This is a genomic window from Modestobacter italicus (assembly GCF_019799965.1).
Classification (GTDB): domain Bacteria; phylum Actinomycetota; class Actinomycetes; order Mycobacteriales; family Geodermatophilaceae; genus Modestobacter; species Modestobacter italicus_A.
In genome coordinates this window covers 436,872-450,635 of record NZ_JABGCJ010000002.1, presented here as the reverse complement: position 1 = coordinate 450,635, position 13,764 = coordinate 436,872, and the positions used below count along the sequence as shown (strand labels likewise).

13 protein-coding genes are annotated in these 13,764 nt (G+C 75.1%); 10 read left to right on the top strand and 3 right to left on the bottom strand.

The annotated features are described in order from the left end of the window. Nucleotides 1–68 precede the first annotated feature (68 nt). The 4 genes from HLA93_RS06185 to HLA93_RS06170 are packed head-to-tail and all read left to right on the top strand — an operon-like array spanning nucleotide 69 to nucleotide 2,648. On the top strand, nucleotides 69–512 hold the full coding sequence (locus HLA93_RS06185; protein ID WP_222193453.1) for a phage holin family protein: 444 nt from the start codon (nucleotides 69–71) through the stop codon (nucleotides 510–512). Next, nucleotides 509–1,159, top strand: coding sequence for a DUF3618 domain-containing protein (locus tag HLA93_RS06180; protein WP_222193451.1), 651 nt, complete (start codon nucleotides 509–511; stop codon nucleotides 1,157–1,159). Before HLA93_RS06185 ends, HLA93_RS06180 begins: the two co-directional genes overlap by 4 nt. Next, the gene (locus HLA93_RS06175; protein ID WP_222193449.1) at nucleotides 1,156–1,428 is read left to right on the top strand and encodes a DUF4235 domain-containing protein; all 273 of its coding nucleotides are present in this window, start codon (nucleotides 1,156–1,158) and stop codon (nucleotides 1,426–1,428) included. The genes HLA93_RS06180 and HLA93_RS06175 overlap by 4 nt, the downstream gene beginning before the upstream one ends. 44 nt (nucleotides 1,429–1,472) lie before the next feature. Next, nucleotides 1,473–2,648 carry a YihY/virulence factor BrkB family protein gene (locus HLA93_RS06170; protein ID WP_222193448.1) on the top strand — a complete coding sequence of 392 codons (1,176 nt, stop codon included), beginning with the start codon at nucleotides 1,473–1,475 and terminating at the stop codon, nucleotides 2,646–2,648. A gap of 61 nt (nucleotides 2,649–2,709) precedes the next feature. Here the strand turns inward: HLA93_RS06170 and gcvT are convergent, their stop codons facing one another. Beyond that, a complete protein-coding gene (gene gcvT, locus HLA93_RS06165; RefSeq protein WP_222193446.1) occupies nucleotides 2,710–3,852 on the bottom strand; it encodes a glycine cleavage system aminomethyltransferase GcvT in 1,143 nt (380 codons plus the stop codon). Nucleotides 3,853–3,981: 129 nt separating this feature from the next. Between gcvT and HLA93_RS06160 the strand changes: the two genes are divergently transcribed. Then, nucleotides 3,982–5,493 carry a leucyl aminopeptidase gene (locus HLA93_RS06160; protein WP_222193445.1) on the top strand — a complete coding sequence of 504 codons (1,512 nt, stop codon included), beginning with the start codon at nucleotides 3,982–3,984 and terminating at the stop codon, nucleotides 5,491–5,493. A gap of 120 nt (nucleotides 5,494–5,613) precedes the next feature. Here the strand turns inward: HLA93_RS06160 and HLA93_RS06155 are convergent, their stop codons facing one another. After that, complete coding sequence (locus HLA93_RS06155; protein WP_222193442.1) at nucleotides 5,614–5,964, bottom strand: oxidoreductase; 351 nt, start codon at nucleotides 5,962–5,964, stop codon at nucleotides 5,614–5,616. Between the two features lie 157 nt (nucleotides 5,965–6,121). Between HLA93_RS06155 and lpdA the strand changes: the two genes are divergently transcribed. The 3 genes from lpdA (at nucleotide 6,122) to HLA93_RS06140 (ending at nucleotide 10,444) form a co-directional block, all read left to right on the top strand. Further along, entirely contained in the window at nucleotides 6,122–7,504 is a 1,383-nt protein-coding gene (lpdA, locus tag HLA93_RS06150) for a dihydrolipoyl dehydrogenase (RefSeq protein ID WP_222193441.1), read from the top strand. 63 nt (nucleotides 7,505–7,567) lie between these two features. Beyond that, on the top strand, nucleotides 7,568–9,403 hold the full coding sequence (sucB, locus tag HLA93_RS06145; protein WP_222193440.1) for a 2-oxoglutarate dehydrogenase, E2 component, dihydrolipoamide succinyltransferase: 1,836 nt from the start codon (nucleotides 7,568–7,570) through the stop codon (nucleotides 9,401–9,403). A gap of 135 nt (nucleotides 9,404–9,538) precedes the next feature. Then, the gene (locus HLA93_RS06140) at nucleotides 9,539–10,444 is read left to right on the top strand and encodes a TIGR01777 family oxidoreductase (protein WP_222193439.1); all 906 of its coding nucleotides are present in this window, start codon (nucleotides 9,539–9,541) and stop codon (nucleotides 10,442–10,444) included. A gap of 72 nt (nucleotides 10,445–10,516) precedes the next feature. On the opposite strand, the gene HLA93_RS06135 is transcribed toward HLA93_RS06140, so the two are convergent. Next, nucleotides 10,517–12,316 (bottom strand): serine/threonine-protein kinase, encoded by a 1,800-nt coding sequence (locus HLA93_RS06135; protein WP_222193438.1) that lies wholly within the window; start codon nucleotides 12,314–12,316, stop codon nucleotides 10,517–10,519. A gap of 307 nt (nucleotides 12,317–12,623) precedes the next feature. On the opposite strand from HLA93_RS06135, the gene lipB reads away from it, so the two are divergent. Together lipB and HLA93_RS06125 are read left to right on the top strand one after the other, a co-directional pair. Next, nucleotides 12,624–13,265 carry a lipoyl(octanoyl) transferase LipB gene (lipB, locus tag HLA93_RS06130; protein WP_222193437.1) on the top strand — a complete coding sequence of 214 codons (642 nt, stop codon included), beginning with the start codon at nucleotides 12,624–12,626 and terminating at the stop codon, nucleotides 13,263–13,265. Next, nucleotides 13,262–13,681: a PPOX class F420-dependent oxidoreductase gene (locus tag HLA93_RS06125; protein ID WP_222193436.1), complete on the top strand. Its 420-nt coding sequence runs from the start codon at nucleotides 13,262–13,264 to the stop codon at nucleotides 13,679–13,681. The genes lipB and HLA93_RS06125 overlap by 4 nt, the downstream gene beginning before the upstream one ends. Nucleotides 13,682–13,764: the final 83 nt, after the last annotated feature.

Below are 13,764 nucleotides of genomic sequence, written 5' to 3'. Positions count from 1 at the left end.
CTTGGTTTACACGGTAAGTGCATGGGCATGGTGCAGGCACCACCCACGCCCGAGACCGCGGAGGACCCATGAGCCAGCCCACCCCGGGCGCCGGCGCGAGCCGCGTGGCCACACCGCCGCCCGCCCCGGAGCACGCCTCGACCGGTGAGCTGATCGGCCAGCTCTCCGACCAGCTCACCCGGCTGGTCCGGGACGAGATGCGGCTGGCCCAGGCGGAGGTCAGCACCAAGGCGAAGAAGCTCGGCGTGGGCGCCGGGCTGTTCGGCGGCGCCGGCCTGTTCGCCTTCCTCGGCCTGCAGGTGCTCGTCGCGGCCGCCGTCCTCGCCGTGGCCCTCGCCGTCCCCGGCTGGCTCGCCGCGGTGATCGTCGCCGTCGTGCTGTTCGCGGTCGCCGGTGCGCTGGCCCTCCTCGGCAAGAAGGACGTGCAGCAGGCCGCCCCGCCGGTGCCGACCGAGGCCATCGCCAGCGTCAGGACCGACGTGGCCACCGTGAAGGAGAGTGCGTCCCGATGACCGGAGCCGACGCCGCTGAGCCGGACGGCGGGGCGGGCCCGACCGACCCCGACGCCATCCGGGCCGACATCGAGCAGACCCGCGAACAGCTGGGCCGCACGGTCGACGAGCTGAGCCACCGGCTGGACGTGCCCGGCCGGGCCAAGGAGAGCGCCGACCGCGCCCGGACGTCGGCCGTCGAGGGCGTCAACCGGACCAGGGACACCGCGGTCGAGACCTACCGCGAGAACCCACCAGCGGTGATCGGCGGCGGGGTCGCGGCCGTCACCGCGCTCGTGGGCCTGGTCGCCTGGCGGGGGCGCCGCCGGGCCGGCCGGGCGGAGCGCACCGCGGCCGAGGAGGCCGCCGAGCGCCGCGCCGCGGCAGCCCGGGCAGCTCGAAGGGCCGGCCAGGAGCGCGCAGCGGCCCGACGGGCGGCAGCCGAGCGGGCGGCCGCCCGGCGCACAGCGGCGGCCCGGGCCCGCGCCGCCCGCCGGCACACGGCGACCACCCGGGTCACCGCCACCCAGCGCGCTGCCACCGCCCGCCTGACCGCCGGCCAGCGGGCCGCCACCGCTCAACTGGCCGCCAGCCAGCGCGCCACCGCGAAGCGGCTGACCCGCCGGCGCAGCGGCTGGCGGCGGACGCTGGCCCGGGTCCTGCGGTGAGCCCCAGTCTCAAGGCCGTCTACCGCCCCTTCGGTCTGCTCGCCAGCGTGCTGGCCGGTGCCCTCTCCGGTGCGGTGTTCAAGCAGGTCTGGAAGCGCGTCGCCGACGAGGACGACGCCCCCGGGGCACTGCAGAGCGAGTACGGGATGCGCGAGGTCGTGCTGGCCGCCGCCGTCCAGGGCGCGCTGTTCGGCGCCACGAAGGCCGTGATCGACCGAGCCGGCGCCCGTGGGTTCACCAAGCTGACCGGCAACTGGCCGGGCGACTGACCCGCGAGGCCGACGACCACACCTGAGACGAGGGGACCACCCAGATGGTCGACACCGGGCGACCGGGCAGCGCCGTGGACAACATCCGCGCGCGAGTGCAGGAGAAGGCTGAGCGGCGGGCTGCGGCCCGGGCCGCCGAGCAGCGCGAGGCCGCCGGTGGGGGCACCGGCGGCGCGACGTCGTCCACGGTCGTGGCCACCGAGGCCCGTGAGGCGGCCCGGCCGGCGCCCGAGGTGCCCAGCAGGTCGGAGATGCCCGGGGTGCACGCGGAGAAGCCGACGGAGATCCCCCCGCGTGGGTGGCTGCAGATCGTGAAGCGGGCATGGGCGGAGAACAACGCCGACAACATGCCGATCATCGCCGGCGGGGTGGCCTTCTTCGCCTTCCTCTCCATCTTCCCGGCGCTGATCGCGACCATCTCGATCTACGGCCTGGTCGCCTCCCCCGAGCAGGTCAGTGAGCAGATCGCCGCGGTGTCCGACCAGCTCCCGGAGAGCGCCCAGGACATCCTCACCGAGCAGCTGACCGACATCACGAGCAACGCCGGCGGGGCCCTCACCTTCGGGTTGATCGCCTCGGTGCTCGGCGCGCTCTGGACGGCGTCCGGCGGCGTGAACAACCTGGTGAAGGCGGTGAACATCGCCTACGACGAGGTCGAGACCCGCAACTTCCTCAAGCTGCGTGCGCTCTCCTTGTTGCTCACCCTGGGCGCGATCGTGTTCGTGCTGATCACGTTCGCCCTGATCGCCGTGGTCCCGGTGGTGCTGGACGCGCTCCCGCTGGGCGGGGTCGGCACGGTGCTCGCCCAGGTTCTGCGCTGGGTCCTCCTGCTGGGCGTGGTGGCCGGCTCGCTCGCCGTCCTCTACCGGATGGCCCCCGACCGGGACGCGCCGAAACTGCGCTGGGTGAGCCTCGGCTCCGTCGTGGTCACCGTGATCTGGGCGGTCGTCAGTGTCGCGTTCAGCTTCTACGTCAACAACTTCGGCTCCTACAACGAGACCTACGGCGCCATCGCCGGGGTCATCGTGTTGATGCTGTGGCTGTACCTGACGTGCTACCTGGTGCTGCTGGGAGCGGAGATCAACGCCGAGACCGAGCACCAGACGGCCCGGGACACCACCCAGGGCGACCCACAGCCGATGGGCAAGCGGGACGCGGTCGTCGCCGACGAGATGCCCGACCCGCCGGTCCCGACCAAGGACTCCCACCCCAAGCGCTGACGCTCACGGCCCCGGCTCAGGGCCGGTGGCCGTTCGGCCCCGTGCAGGGGCCCACGGCGAGCTAGCGAGTCGTGGGGGGCACGGGGTCCTTCGTGTGGGACTCCACGAACGGCGGACGGCGGACGACGACCGGCTGCGGCCGGCCCCGGACGTCGACGGCGACCTCGTCGCCCTCGGCCACGCCCGACGCGGTGTCCAGCAACGCCAGCGCGATGCCGGTGCGCAGCGTCGGGGAGAACGTCCCGCTGGTCACCTCGCCGATGCGGGCGCCGTCCCCGTCGAGCACGACCATCCCGGGGCGCGGGATGCCCCGCCCGGGGGCCTGCAGGCCCCACAGCCGCCGGGCCGGCCCGGCGGCCTTCTCCGCCAGCAGCGCCTCCCGCCCCCAGAAGGCCTCCTTCTGCCAGCCCACCGCCCAGCCGGACCGCGCCTGGTTGGGCGTGATGTCCCGGGCCAGCTCGTGGCCGTGCAGCGGGTAGCCCATCTCGGTGCGCAGCGTGTCCCGCGCGCCCAGCCCACAGGGCCGGATCTGCTCCGGTGCCCCGGCGGCCAGGAGCGCGTCCCACAGCTGCCCGGCCCGCTCCGCGGCGACCAGCAGCTCGTAGCCGTGCTCCCCGGTGTAGCCGGTGCGGCACACGGTCACCTCGTCACCGCCGGTGCCCGGCGTCTCGGCGAAGGACATGTACTCCAGCCCGCCGGGCAGCCCCACGGCAGCCAGCACCTCGGCCGACCGGGGGCCCTGCAGCGCGAGCACGGCCACCTCGGTGTGCCGGTCGGTGACCGTGACCCCGGACGGGGCGTCCGCCGCGAGCCGGGCCAGCACGTCGGCGGCGTTGACAGCGTTGGGCACCAGCAGGACGTCGTCCGGGCCGTGCAGGTAGACGATCAGGTCGTCGACCACCCCACCGGCGTCCGGCTGGCCGTCGGCGACGCAGCACAGCGTGTACTGCGCCTGCCCCGGTCCGATCTTGCCGAGGTCGTTGGTGAGGCAGGCGTTGACGTACGCCGCCGCCCCGGGGCCCCGGACGGTGGCGGTGCCCAGGTGCGAGACGTCGAAGAGGCCGACGCCCTCCCGCACCGCGGTGTGCTCGGCCAGCACCCCGCCACCGGCGTACTCGATCGGCATCGACCAGCCGCCGAAGTCGGCGAACTTGGCGCCGGCGGCCGCGTGGCGTTCGTGCAGGGGGGAGGTCAGCGGGCTCACCGGCAGCACGCTAGTGGAGGGCCCGCCCGCGCGGCCCTCTGCCGGGCCACCTGGGCGGTGACCAGGCCCGAGGGCGGCCGACCCGGTCCGGTCCTACGCCGTGCTCACCACCTCCCTAGGATCGGCGGCGTGCCTCCGACTGTCTCCGCCACCGACCGCCCGCTCGAGAAGCTCAGTGCCGACGCCGTCGTCGTCGGCGTCGGGAAGGGACCCGACGGGCTGCTCAGCACACCGGGTGCCGATGCGGTCGACCGCCTGCTCGGTGGCCGCCTGCTCACCGCGCTCGCCGACCTGGGTGCCCGCGGCGGCGAGGACGAGGTCACCAAGCTGCCGACCTTCGGCCAGGGCCCGTTCCCGGTCGTCGCGGTGGTCGGCCTGGGCGCACCGCAGTCCACCGGTGGGTACTCGGCCGAGGCGGTCCGCCGGGCGGCCGGCTCGGCCAGCCGCGCACTGACCGGCCGCGGCTCGGTGGTCAGCCTGCTGGCCGCCGTCGGCGGCGCCCCGGACGCCGACCGGCTGCACGCCGTGGGCGAGGGGTCGCTGCTGGGCGCCTACGAGTTCACCGCCTACAAGTCGCAGCTGCCCGCCGACCGGCCCACCCCGCCGTCCTCGGTCGAGCTGGTGGTCCCCGACGCCGCGGCCGCCAAGGCCCCGCTGGCCCGGGTCCGCGCCGTCGTCGACGCGGTGACCCTGGTGCGCGACCTGGTCAACACCCCGCCCAACGACCTGTACCCGGCCGAGCTGGCCGCCCGCGGCGCGGCCGCCGGGAAGAAGGCCGGGCTGTCGGTCGAGGTGCTCGACGAGAAGGCCCTCGCGGCCGGCGGCTACGGCGGCATCCTCGCCGTCGGGGGCGGCTCCGCCCGGGGTCCGCGGCTGCTGCGCATGGAGTACAAGGGCAAGAAGGCGAAGACCAGCGTGGCGCTGGTCGGCAAGGGCATCACCTTCGACAGCGGCGGCATCTCGATCAAGCCCGCCGCGAAGATGGAGGACATGAAGAGCGACATGGCCGGTGCCGCGGCCGTGATCGCCACCGTGTGCCTGGTCGCCGAGCTCGGGCTGCCGGTCGACGTCACCGCCACCGTGCCGATCGCGGAGAACATGCCCAGCGGCACCGCCTACCGCCCGGCCGACGTGGTCACGTTCCGCAACGGCAAGAAGGCCGAGATCACCAACACCGACGCCGAGGGCCGGGTCGTGCTCGCCGACGCGATCTGCCGCGCCGTGGAGGACTCCCCCGCCTACCTGCTCGAGACCTCGACGCTCACCGGCGCCCAGCTGGTGGCGCTGGGCACCCGCACCGCCGGGGTGATGGGCAGCGACGACCTGCGCGAGGCCGTCGTCGAGGCCAGCAAGCGCAGCGGTGAGCCGATGTGGGGCATGCCGCTGCCGCCGGAGCTGCGCCGCGGCCTGGACTCCCCCGTCGCCGACCTGGTCAACGCCAACGCCGACCGGATGGGCGGGATGCTCGTCGGCGGGCACTTCCTGTCCGAGTTCGTCCCGGCCGGGCTGCCGTGGGCGCACATCGACGTCGCCGGGCCGGCGTACAACACCGGCGCGCCGTGGGGCTACACGCCCAAGGGCGGCACCGGTGTCCCGGTCCGCACGCTGCTGGCCACCATCGAGGGCCTGCTCGCCGACTGACGGCCCGGCCCCGCGCACCGCGAGGCGGCTCGACCGAGGCCCCCGTCCCGGACTCCACGTCGGGACGGGGGCCTCGTCGCCTGCCTGAGGCCCGCCGCTCGCCCGGGCTCGTCGCCTGCCTCAGGACAGCCGGTTGTCCTTCTGCCGGGCGCTCCAGTCACGCATCCGCTGCGGGTAGCCGGTCACCTGCGCGTCGTACACCGGGACGGCGAGGTCGCGGGACAGCTTGCGGGCGGTGTCGGGGCCGTCGATCCGCCGTCGCGTCCACTCGCCGTCGGCGGCCACCAGCAGGATCGTCGTCTCGGTCACCGCCGTCCGCGGCTCGACGTACCCCTCGACGCCGCGGCGGGTGGCGACGAACTGCTCCAGGTGGCTGAGGTCGGCCCCGGCGGACGCCCGGTCGAGCGTGCCGCGGCGGTCGCGGCCGCCGCCTCCGGCGCGGCGTCCGCGCAGCCGGTCCCACAGCCCCATGCCCTGCTCCCGTCCCCGGGGTCGCGGGTGACTCCGCGACGCTCCCGAGGGATGCAACGGAGCATCCGGACGCGCCGTTCCCGGGAGTGGCAGGATGGGCAGGCGCAGGATCGCCGTGCCCGGGCACCTCCGGGCCACCCAGTACTGAGGAGCACTCGTGAGCGCACCGACCACCCCCGCTGACCTGGTCATCCTCGGTGGTGGCTCGGGTGGCTACGCCGCGGCACTGCGGGCAGCCGAGCTCGGCATGAGCGTCGTCCTGATCGAGAAGGACAAGGTCGGCGGCACCTGCCTGCACCGTGGCTGCATCCCCACCAAGGCACTGCTGCACACCGCCGAGGTCGCCGACAACGCCCGCGAGGGCGAGCAGTTCGGCGTCAAGTCCACGCTGTCGGGCATCGACATGGACGGGGTGAACGCCTACAAGGACGGCGTCATCTCCAAGAACCACAAGGGCCTGCAGGGTCTGATCAAGAGCCGCGGCATCAACTACGTGACCGGTGAGGGCCGGCTGGTCTCCCAGACCGCCGTCCAGGTCGGCGACCAGACCTTCGAGGGCAAGCACGTCCTGCTGGCCACCGGGTCCTACGCCCGCTCGCTGCCCGGCATCGAGATCGACGGCACCAAGGTCATCACCAGCGACCACGCGCTCAAGCTCGACCGGGTGCCCAGCTCGGCGATCATCCTCGGCGGCGGCGTCATCGGCTGCGAGTTCGCCAGCGCCTGGAAGTCCTTCGGCGTCGACGTGACCATCGTCGAGGGCCTGCCGCACCTGGTCCCGCTGGAGGACGAGTCCTCCTCCAAGCTGCTCGAGCGCGCGTTCCGGCGCCGCAAGATCGACTTCTCCCTCGGCAGCCGGGTCTCCAGCGTGCAGACCACCGCCGACGGCGTGAAGGTCACCCTGGAGAACGGCAAGGAGCACGAGGCCGAGCTGGTCCTCGTCGCCGTCGGCCGCGGGCCGGTCAGCCAGGGCCTGGGCTACGAGGAGGCCGGGGTCGCCATGGACCGCGGCTACGTCCTGGTCGACGAGTACATGCAGACCAACGTGCCGACCATCTCCGCCGTCGGCGACCTGGTGCCCACCCTGCAGCTGGCCCACGTCGGCTTCGGTGAGGGCATCCTGGTGGCCGAGCGCCTGGCCGGGCTGCCGGTGGTGCCGATCGACTACGCCGGCGTCCCGCGCGTCACCTACTCCGAGCCCGAGGTCGCCTCGGTCGGCCTCACCGAGGCCCAGGCCAAGGAGAAGCACGGCGAGGTCGAGGTCGCCACCTACGACCTGGCCGGCAACGGCCGCGCGGCGATCCTCAAGACCGCCGGTGCCGTCAAGCTCATCCGCGTCGCGGGCAACGGCCCGGTCGTCGGCGTCCACATGGTCGGTAGCCGCGTCGGCGACCTCGTGGCCGAGGCCCAGCTGGTCTACAACTGGGAGGCCCTCCCCGAGGAGGTGGCCCAGCTGATCCACCCGCACCCGACGCTGAGCGAGGCGCTCGGCGAGGCCGCCCTGGTGCTGGCCGGCAAGCCGCTGCACGCGCACAGCTGACCCCCGCTCACGCACTCCCCCACCCGCTGCTCCACCCCCACGACCTGAGGAGACCTGTCTTCGATGCCGACGTCCGTCACCATGCCCGCCCTGGGCGAGAGCGTCACCGAGGGCACGGTCACCCGATGGCTGAAGCAGGAGGGTGATCAGGTCGAGGTCGACGAGCCGCTCCTGGAGGTGTCGACCGACAAGGTGGACACCGAGATCCCCTCGCCCGCGGCCGGCGTGCTCACCAAGATCGTCGTAGCCGAGGACGAGACGGTCGAGGTCGGCGCCGAACTCGCGGTGATCGGTGGCGGTGAGGACGGCGGCTCGCCGGCACCGGCCCAGGAAGCACCGGCTCAGGAGGCCCCGGCCCAGGAGGCCCCCACTCAGGAGGCCCCCGCTGAGGAGTCCCCGGCCCAGGAGGCCCCGGCGCCGTCCGGCGACTCCGGTGGCTCGGGCGGCGGCGAGGGCACCTCGGTGACCATGCCGGCGCTGGGCGAGAGCGTCACCGAGGGCACCGTGACCCGCTGGCTGAAGGCGGTCGGCGACGAGGTCACCGCCGACGAGCCGCTGCTGGAGGTCTCCACCGACAAGGTGGACACCGAGATCCCGGCGCCGGTGTCGGGCACCCTGCTCTCGATCACGGTCAACGAGGACGAGACCGTCGATGTCGGGGCCGAGCTCGCCGTCATCGGCACCGCCGGGGCCGCACCGGCCTCGGCCCCGGCGCAGCCCCAGCAGCAGGCCCCGGCCGAGGAGCCGAAGGCCGCCGAGGAGTCCAAGCCCGCCGCGGAGTCCGAGCCCGCCGCGCCGCAGCAGGCGCAGCCGACGCCGGTGGAGGCGAACACCGACACCGGTCAGCCCGGCGCCGACTACGGCTCCGGTGGCGCCATGCCGACCCAGTCGCCCACCGACCAGCCCTCCCCGGCCGAGGCGGTCGCCCCGGCGTCCCGTCCGGCCGCGGCTCCGGCGCCCGACGGGGGCGCTGCCTACGTGACCCCGCTGGTCCGTCGGCTGGCGGCCGAGCGCGGCGTCGACCTGGCGTCGGTCTCCGGCACCGGTGTGGGCGGACGGATCCGGAAGCAGGACGTGCTCGCCGCGGCCGAGCAGGCGGCGAAGCCGGCTGCCCCCGCGCCGGCCGCCTCCGCCGGCACCCGCCCGTCGCCGGCCGCCACCCCGGACTCCTCGCTGCGCGGCCGCACCGAGAAGCTCTCCCGGCTGCGCACCGTCATCGCCAAGCGGATGCTGGAGTCGCTGCAGGTCAGTGCCCAGCTGACCACGGTGGTCGAGGCGGACGTCACCAAGATCGCCCGCCTCCGTGACCAGGTGAAGAACGACTTCGTCGCCCGTGAGGGCGTCAAGCTGTCGTTCCTGCCGTTCTTCGCCAAGGCGGCCGTCGAGGCGCTGAAGGCCCACCCGGTGGTGAACTCCTCGGTCGACCTCGAGGCCGGCACGGTCACCTACCACGACGCCGAGAACCTGGGCATCGCGGTGGACACCGAGCGCGGGCTGCTGGTGCCGGTCATCCACGGCGCCGGTGACCTCAACGTGCCCGGCATCGCCCGGAAGATCGCCGACCTGGCGGAGCGGACCCGGGTCAACAAGGTCACCCCGGACGAGCTCGGCGGCGGGACGTTCACGCTGACCAACACCGGCAGCCGGGGCGCCCTGTTCGACACCCCGATCATCAACCAGCCGCAGGTCGCCATCCTCGGTGTCGGCTCGGTGGTCAAGCGCCCGGTCGTCATCAAGGACCCGGAGCTGGGCGAGGTCGTCGCGGTCCGGTCGATGGTCTACCTGGCCCTCAGCTACGACCACCGCATCGTGGACGGCGCCGACGCCGCCCGCTTCCTGACCACGGTCAAGGAGCGCCTGGAGGGCGGCCAGTTCGAGGGCGAGCTCGGCCTCGCCTGACGCAGGACCCCGTCCAGCGCCTCGCCTCCCGCACCCACGGGACGAGGCGCTGGACGGGGCTGGGGGCCCCGGCGCACGCCGGGGCCCCTCGTCGTCCGTCCGCGGCGCAGCCCGCCCCGTCCCAGGGAGCTCTCGATGAAGGTCGCCGTCACGGGTTCGTCCGGGCTCATCGGGTCGGCGCTGGTCCGCGCGCTGGCCGCCGACGGGCACGAGGTGCTGCGGCTGGTCCGGCGCACGCCACGTACCGCGGACGAGCACCGGTGGGAACCGGGACTGCGCCGCATCCCGCCGGGCCTCCTCGACGACGTGGACGCCGTGGTCAACCTGGCCGGCGTGGGCGTCGGCGACCGACGGTGGACGGCGAAGCACAAGGAGCAGGTGCTGCGCAGCCGCGTCGACAGCACCGCCACGATCAGCCAGGCGCTGGCCGATGGAGCGGCCGCCGACCCCACGCGTCCGCGGGTGCTCCTCTCGGCCTCCGCGGTCGGCTGGTACGGCGACACCGGCGCACGGGTCGTCACCGAGGACGACCCGGCCGGCGACGACTTCCTGGCCCGGGTCTGCGTCCAGTGGGAGGCGGCCACCGCCCCGGCGGCCGACGCCGGGATCCGGGTGGCGATGCTGCGCACCGGCCTGGTCCTCGGCCCCGGTGGCCTGCTGGGTCGGCTGGCCCCGCTCTTCCGGCTGGGGCTGGGCGGCAAACTGGGCTCCGGGCAGCAGTACGTGCCCTGGATCGGGCTGCACGACGAGGTCGACGCGATCCGCTTCCTGCTCACCGCCGCGGTGTCCGGGCCGGTCAACCTGAGCGCGCCCACGCCGGTCACCAACGCCGAGTTCACCGCCGCGCTGGCCGCTGCGGTGCACCGGCCGGCGGTGCTGACCGTGCCCGCCCCGGCCCTGCAGCTGGTGCTGGGTGAGTTCGCCCGGGTCGGTGTCCTGGCCGGCCAGCGGGCCGTGCCCTCGGTGCTCGAGTCCGCCGGCTTCCGGTTCCGCCAGCCGGACCTGTCCAGCGCGCTGGCCGCCGCGCTCGCCCGCGGCTGACCCAGCGCCCAGCCGCCCGACGAGCCCAGCACACGGGCCGCCACGACAGGTGTCGTCAGCCGGGCATGAGCATCAGCCGACCAGGGACGCGTCGGCGATGCGCCAGCCGTCGGGTCCGCGGTCCAGCACCATCCGCACCTGGGCCTCCCCTCGGCCGGGCACGGTGACCTCATCGACCGCTGCGCCGGCGGCGGCCTGGGTCTGCACCCGGTAGCCCGGCACCGTGTCGACCAGCAGCAGGCGGACCTCGTCGGGGTGCCGGCGGTCCACCTCGAGGACCTCGACGACCCGGGGCGAGAAGCCCTCCAGGACCTGGCCGGCCGCTGCCAGGTCGGCAAGCTGTTGCCGGTCGCGATCCCGGAGCGGGGCGTCCGCGGAGTAGACCGCGTCCAGCGCGGCAGGAGCGGCCCCGGCGAAGGCCACCGCCCGCTGTCCGTAGAGGCCGCCGACCAGGTCGGCCCAGCCCTGGGCATCGACCGGGTCGTCCGGTCCCGGTGCGGAGGTGGTCGTCCGCGGCTCCGCCGGGTCGACGGGCGCGGTCGCTCCCGTGCTGCCCGCGTCGGACGGTCCGGTGCCCGGCGACCCGGGATCCGAGGCCGCCGGCTCAGGTGCCGACGCCGCCGAGCCGCTGCCCGGCGGCTCGGGGGCCGGTGTCGCCGTCGTCCCCGCAGCGGTGGGGTCGGCGCCCGACGTGACCGCTGCGGCCTCGGCTGCCGGCACCGGGTCCGTGGCCGGCCCCCCGCCCCAGCTCGCCCCCGCCCACACCGCGACCGCGAGCCCCGCCGCGATGCCGGCCAGCACCAGCAGCCCGACACCCACCCGCCGGGCCCCTGCCCGCACCAGCTGCCCTGCGTCCGGGACCGAGTCGCCGAGCGTCGTCCGCCAGCGGCTCGCCACGCCGGCCCGCAGCCGGGTCAGCCGGCCGGCGGGGACCGGAGCGGAGTGCCCGGCCCCTGCGCGCCGACCGGGCACCTGGTGGGTCAGCTCCGTGCGCGGCCCGCGCCCGGTCGCGCCGAGCTCCTCGTCGGGCACCCCGCCCACCGGCAGCCGGACGGGCTCGGGGCGGCAGGCGTGCCGCAGGTCGAGTGCGAAGGCCGCGGCTGATCCGCGCAGGTGCGGTTCGGCGGACAGGCCGCGCAGCACGACCCGGACGAGCTCCTCCGGTGCCTCCGGGGCCAGCAGGGCCAGGTCGGGGAGCTCGCCCGCGGCGGCGACGGTCAGCGTGGCCCCTGGGCCGGCCGCGTTCCAGGGCGCCACCCCGGTCAGCGCATGGAAAGCGGCAGCGGCGACACCGAAGACGTCCGAGGCCGGCCCCGGCGCGCCACCGCGTGCCACCACCGGGTCGACGTACGCCGGGGTCATCTCGGCCCGGGCGGTGTCGCCCACGATGCGGGCCGTGCCCAGGTCCGTCAGCACCGGCCGGCCCTCCGCGGTGAACACGACGTTGCCCGGCGAGAGGTCGCCGTGCACCACGCCGCGCTCGTGGGCGTGCGCCAATGCGGCTGCCACCGGGGCCACGGTGGTGACCACCTCACCAGGCCGCAGGCGCCCACGCCGGGCCAGCAGCGCGGCCAGGCTCCCTCCGGCGAGCAGGTCGAGCACCAGGGCGACCTGCGCCGGGCCCTCGCGGACCTCCCGGCGCACCACCTCGTGCAGGCGCACCAGGTGCGGGTGGTCGAGCTCGCCGAGCATCGCGGCCTCCCGCTCCTGCCGACCCGGGTCGCCGCAGACGAGGACCTTGACGGCGACCGGAGGCCCGCCGGACCGCGGCCGGGCCCGCCAGACCTGCCCGGAACCACCCCGGCCGAGCAGCTCCTCGAGCACGTAGCCGGGCACGACGGGAGCAGCCGAGGGAGGGACGGGCGCAGGCATGCCCGGACGGTAGGGCGCAGCGGGCCCAGCGCGTGCGCGCCGTCCACAGGCAGGCGAACCGTCCACGACACCGGCGCCCCTGGTCTGCGGGGGACCACGGGGACACCCCGTCCATCCAGGGCGCGACGGCCGGCCGAGCCCGCACCGTCCGGGCCGTGCTGGGCCGGCTGGCCAGGGGGCCGGCTGACGCCCATGGCCGCCGAGCACGGCGCGCCACCGACGGGCGTCGTCCACGACCCGACCGCACCGCCGGGTACGCCCCCGCGGGCCTGCCGGCTGCACACCGAACGGGCATAGGCTCGCCGTCATGAGCGAGCTGGTGGTCGTGCGGGCGGGTCTGGTCCCCTACGAGGAGGCCTGGGAGCGGCAACGCGAGCTGCACGAGCAGCGGGTCGCGGGCACCGGCCCGGACACCCTGCTGCTGCTGGAGCACCCGCCGGTCTACACCGCGGGCAAGCGCACCGAGCCGCACGAGCGGCCCTTCGACGGCACCCCGGTCATCGACGTCGACCGGGGCGGCAAGATCACCTGGCACGGCCCGGGCCAGCTGGTGGGCTACCCGATCGTCGCCCTGCCCGACCCGGTCGACGTGGTGGCCCACGTCCGCCGGATGGAGCGGGCCCTGATGGAGGTCTGCGGCAGCTTCGGCCTGGCCACCGAGCAGGTCGACGGGCGCAGCGGCGTGTGGGTCCTGGCCGACGAGCGCGGACCCGACCGCAAGATCGCCGCGATCGGCGTACGGGTGGCCCGTGGCGTGACCATGCACGGCTTCGCCCTCAACTGCGACCCCGACATGCGTGCCTTCAGCAACATGGTGCCCTGCGGCATCCCGGACGCCGGAGCGACGTCACTGAGCGTCGAACTCGGTCGCGACGTCCCCGTCGCCGAGGTGATCGACGCGGTCGAGGCCGCGATGCGCCGCGTGCTCACCGGCGCGCCAGTGGCATGACGGGCCTGCCGACCAGCCGCTACGTCAGTCTCACCACCTTCCGCCGCTCGGGTGCGCCGGTGTCGACCCCGGTGTGGGCGGCGCCCCTCGTCGACGGTCCGGGACCAGCGCACGGCGGAGAGGTCCACTCCCTCGTCGTCTGGACCAACGCCGACTCCGGGAAGGTGAAGAGGCTGCGGCACACCAGCCGGGTCACCGTCGCGCCGTGCGACGTACGCGGCCGGCCCGCGGGACCCGCGGTGGAGGCCGTCGCCACGCTGCTCGAACCGAGCGACTGGCCGCCGGCGCTGCACGCCTTGGCCCGGCGGTACGGCTGGCAGTGGCGGATCACCTACGGCGCCTCCCGGCTCGCCACGCTGGTCACCCACCGGGGCCGGGAACGCCGGGCGATGATCCGGATCACCCCCGTCCCCTGAGCCCCCGTCCCCGTCGAGGGCGAGGTCCACACCGCCGCACACCGGTCGGCTGTCTCCCGCCGACCGGCCACGGCACACGCCTC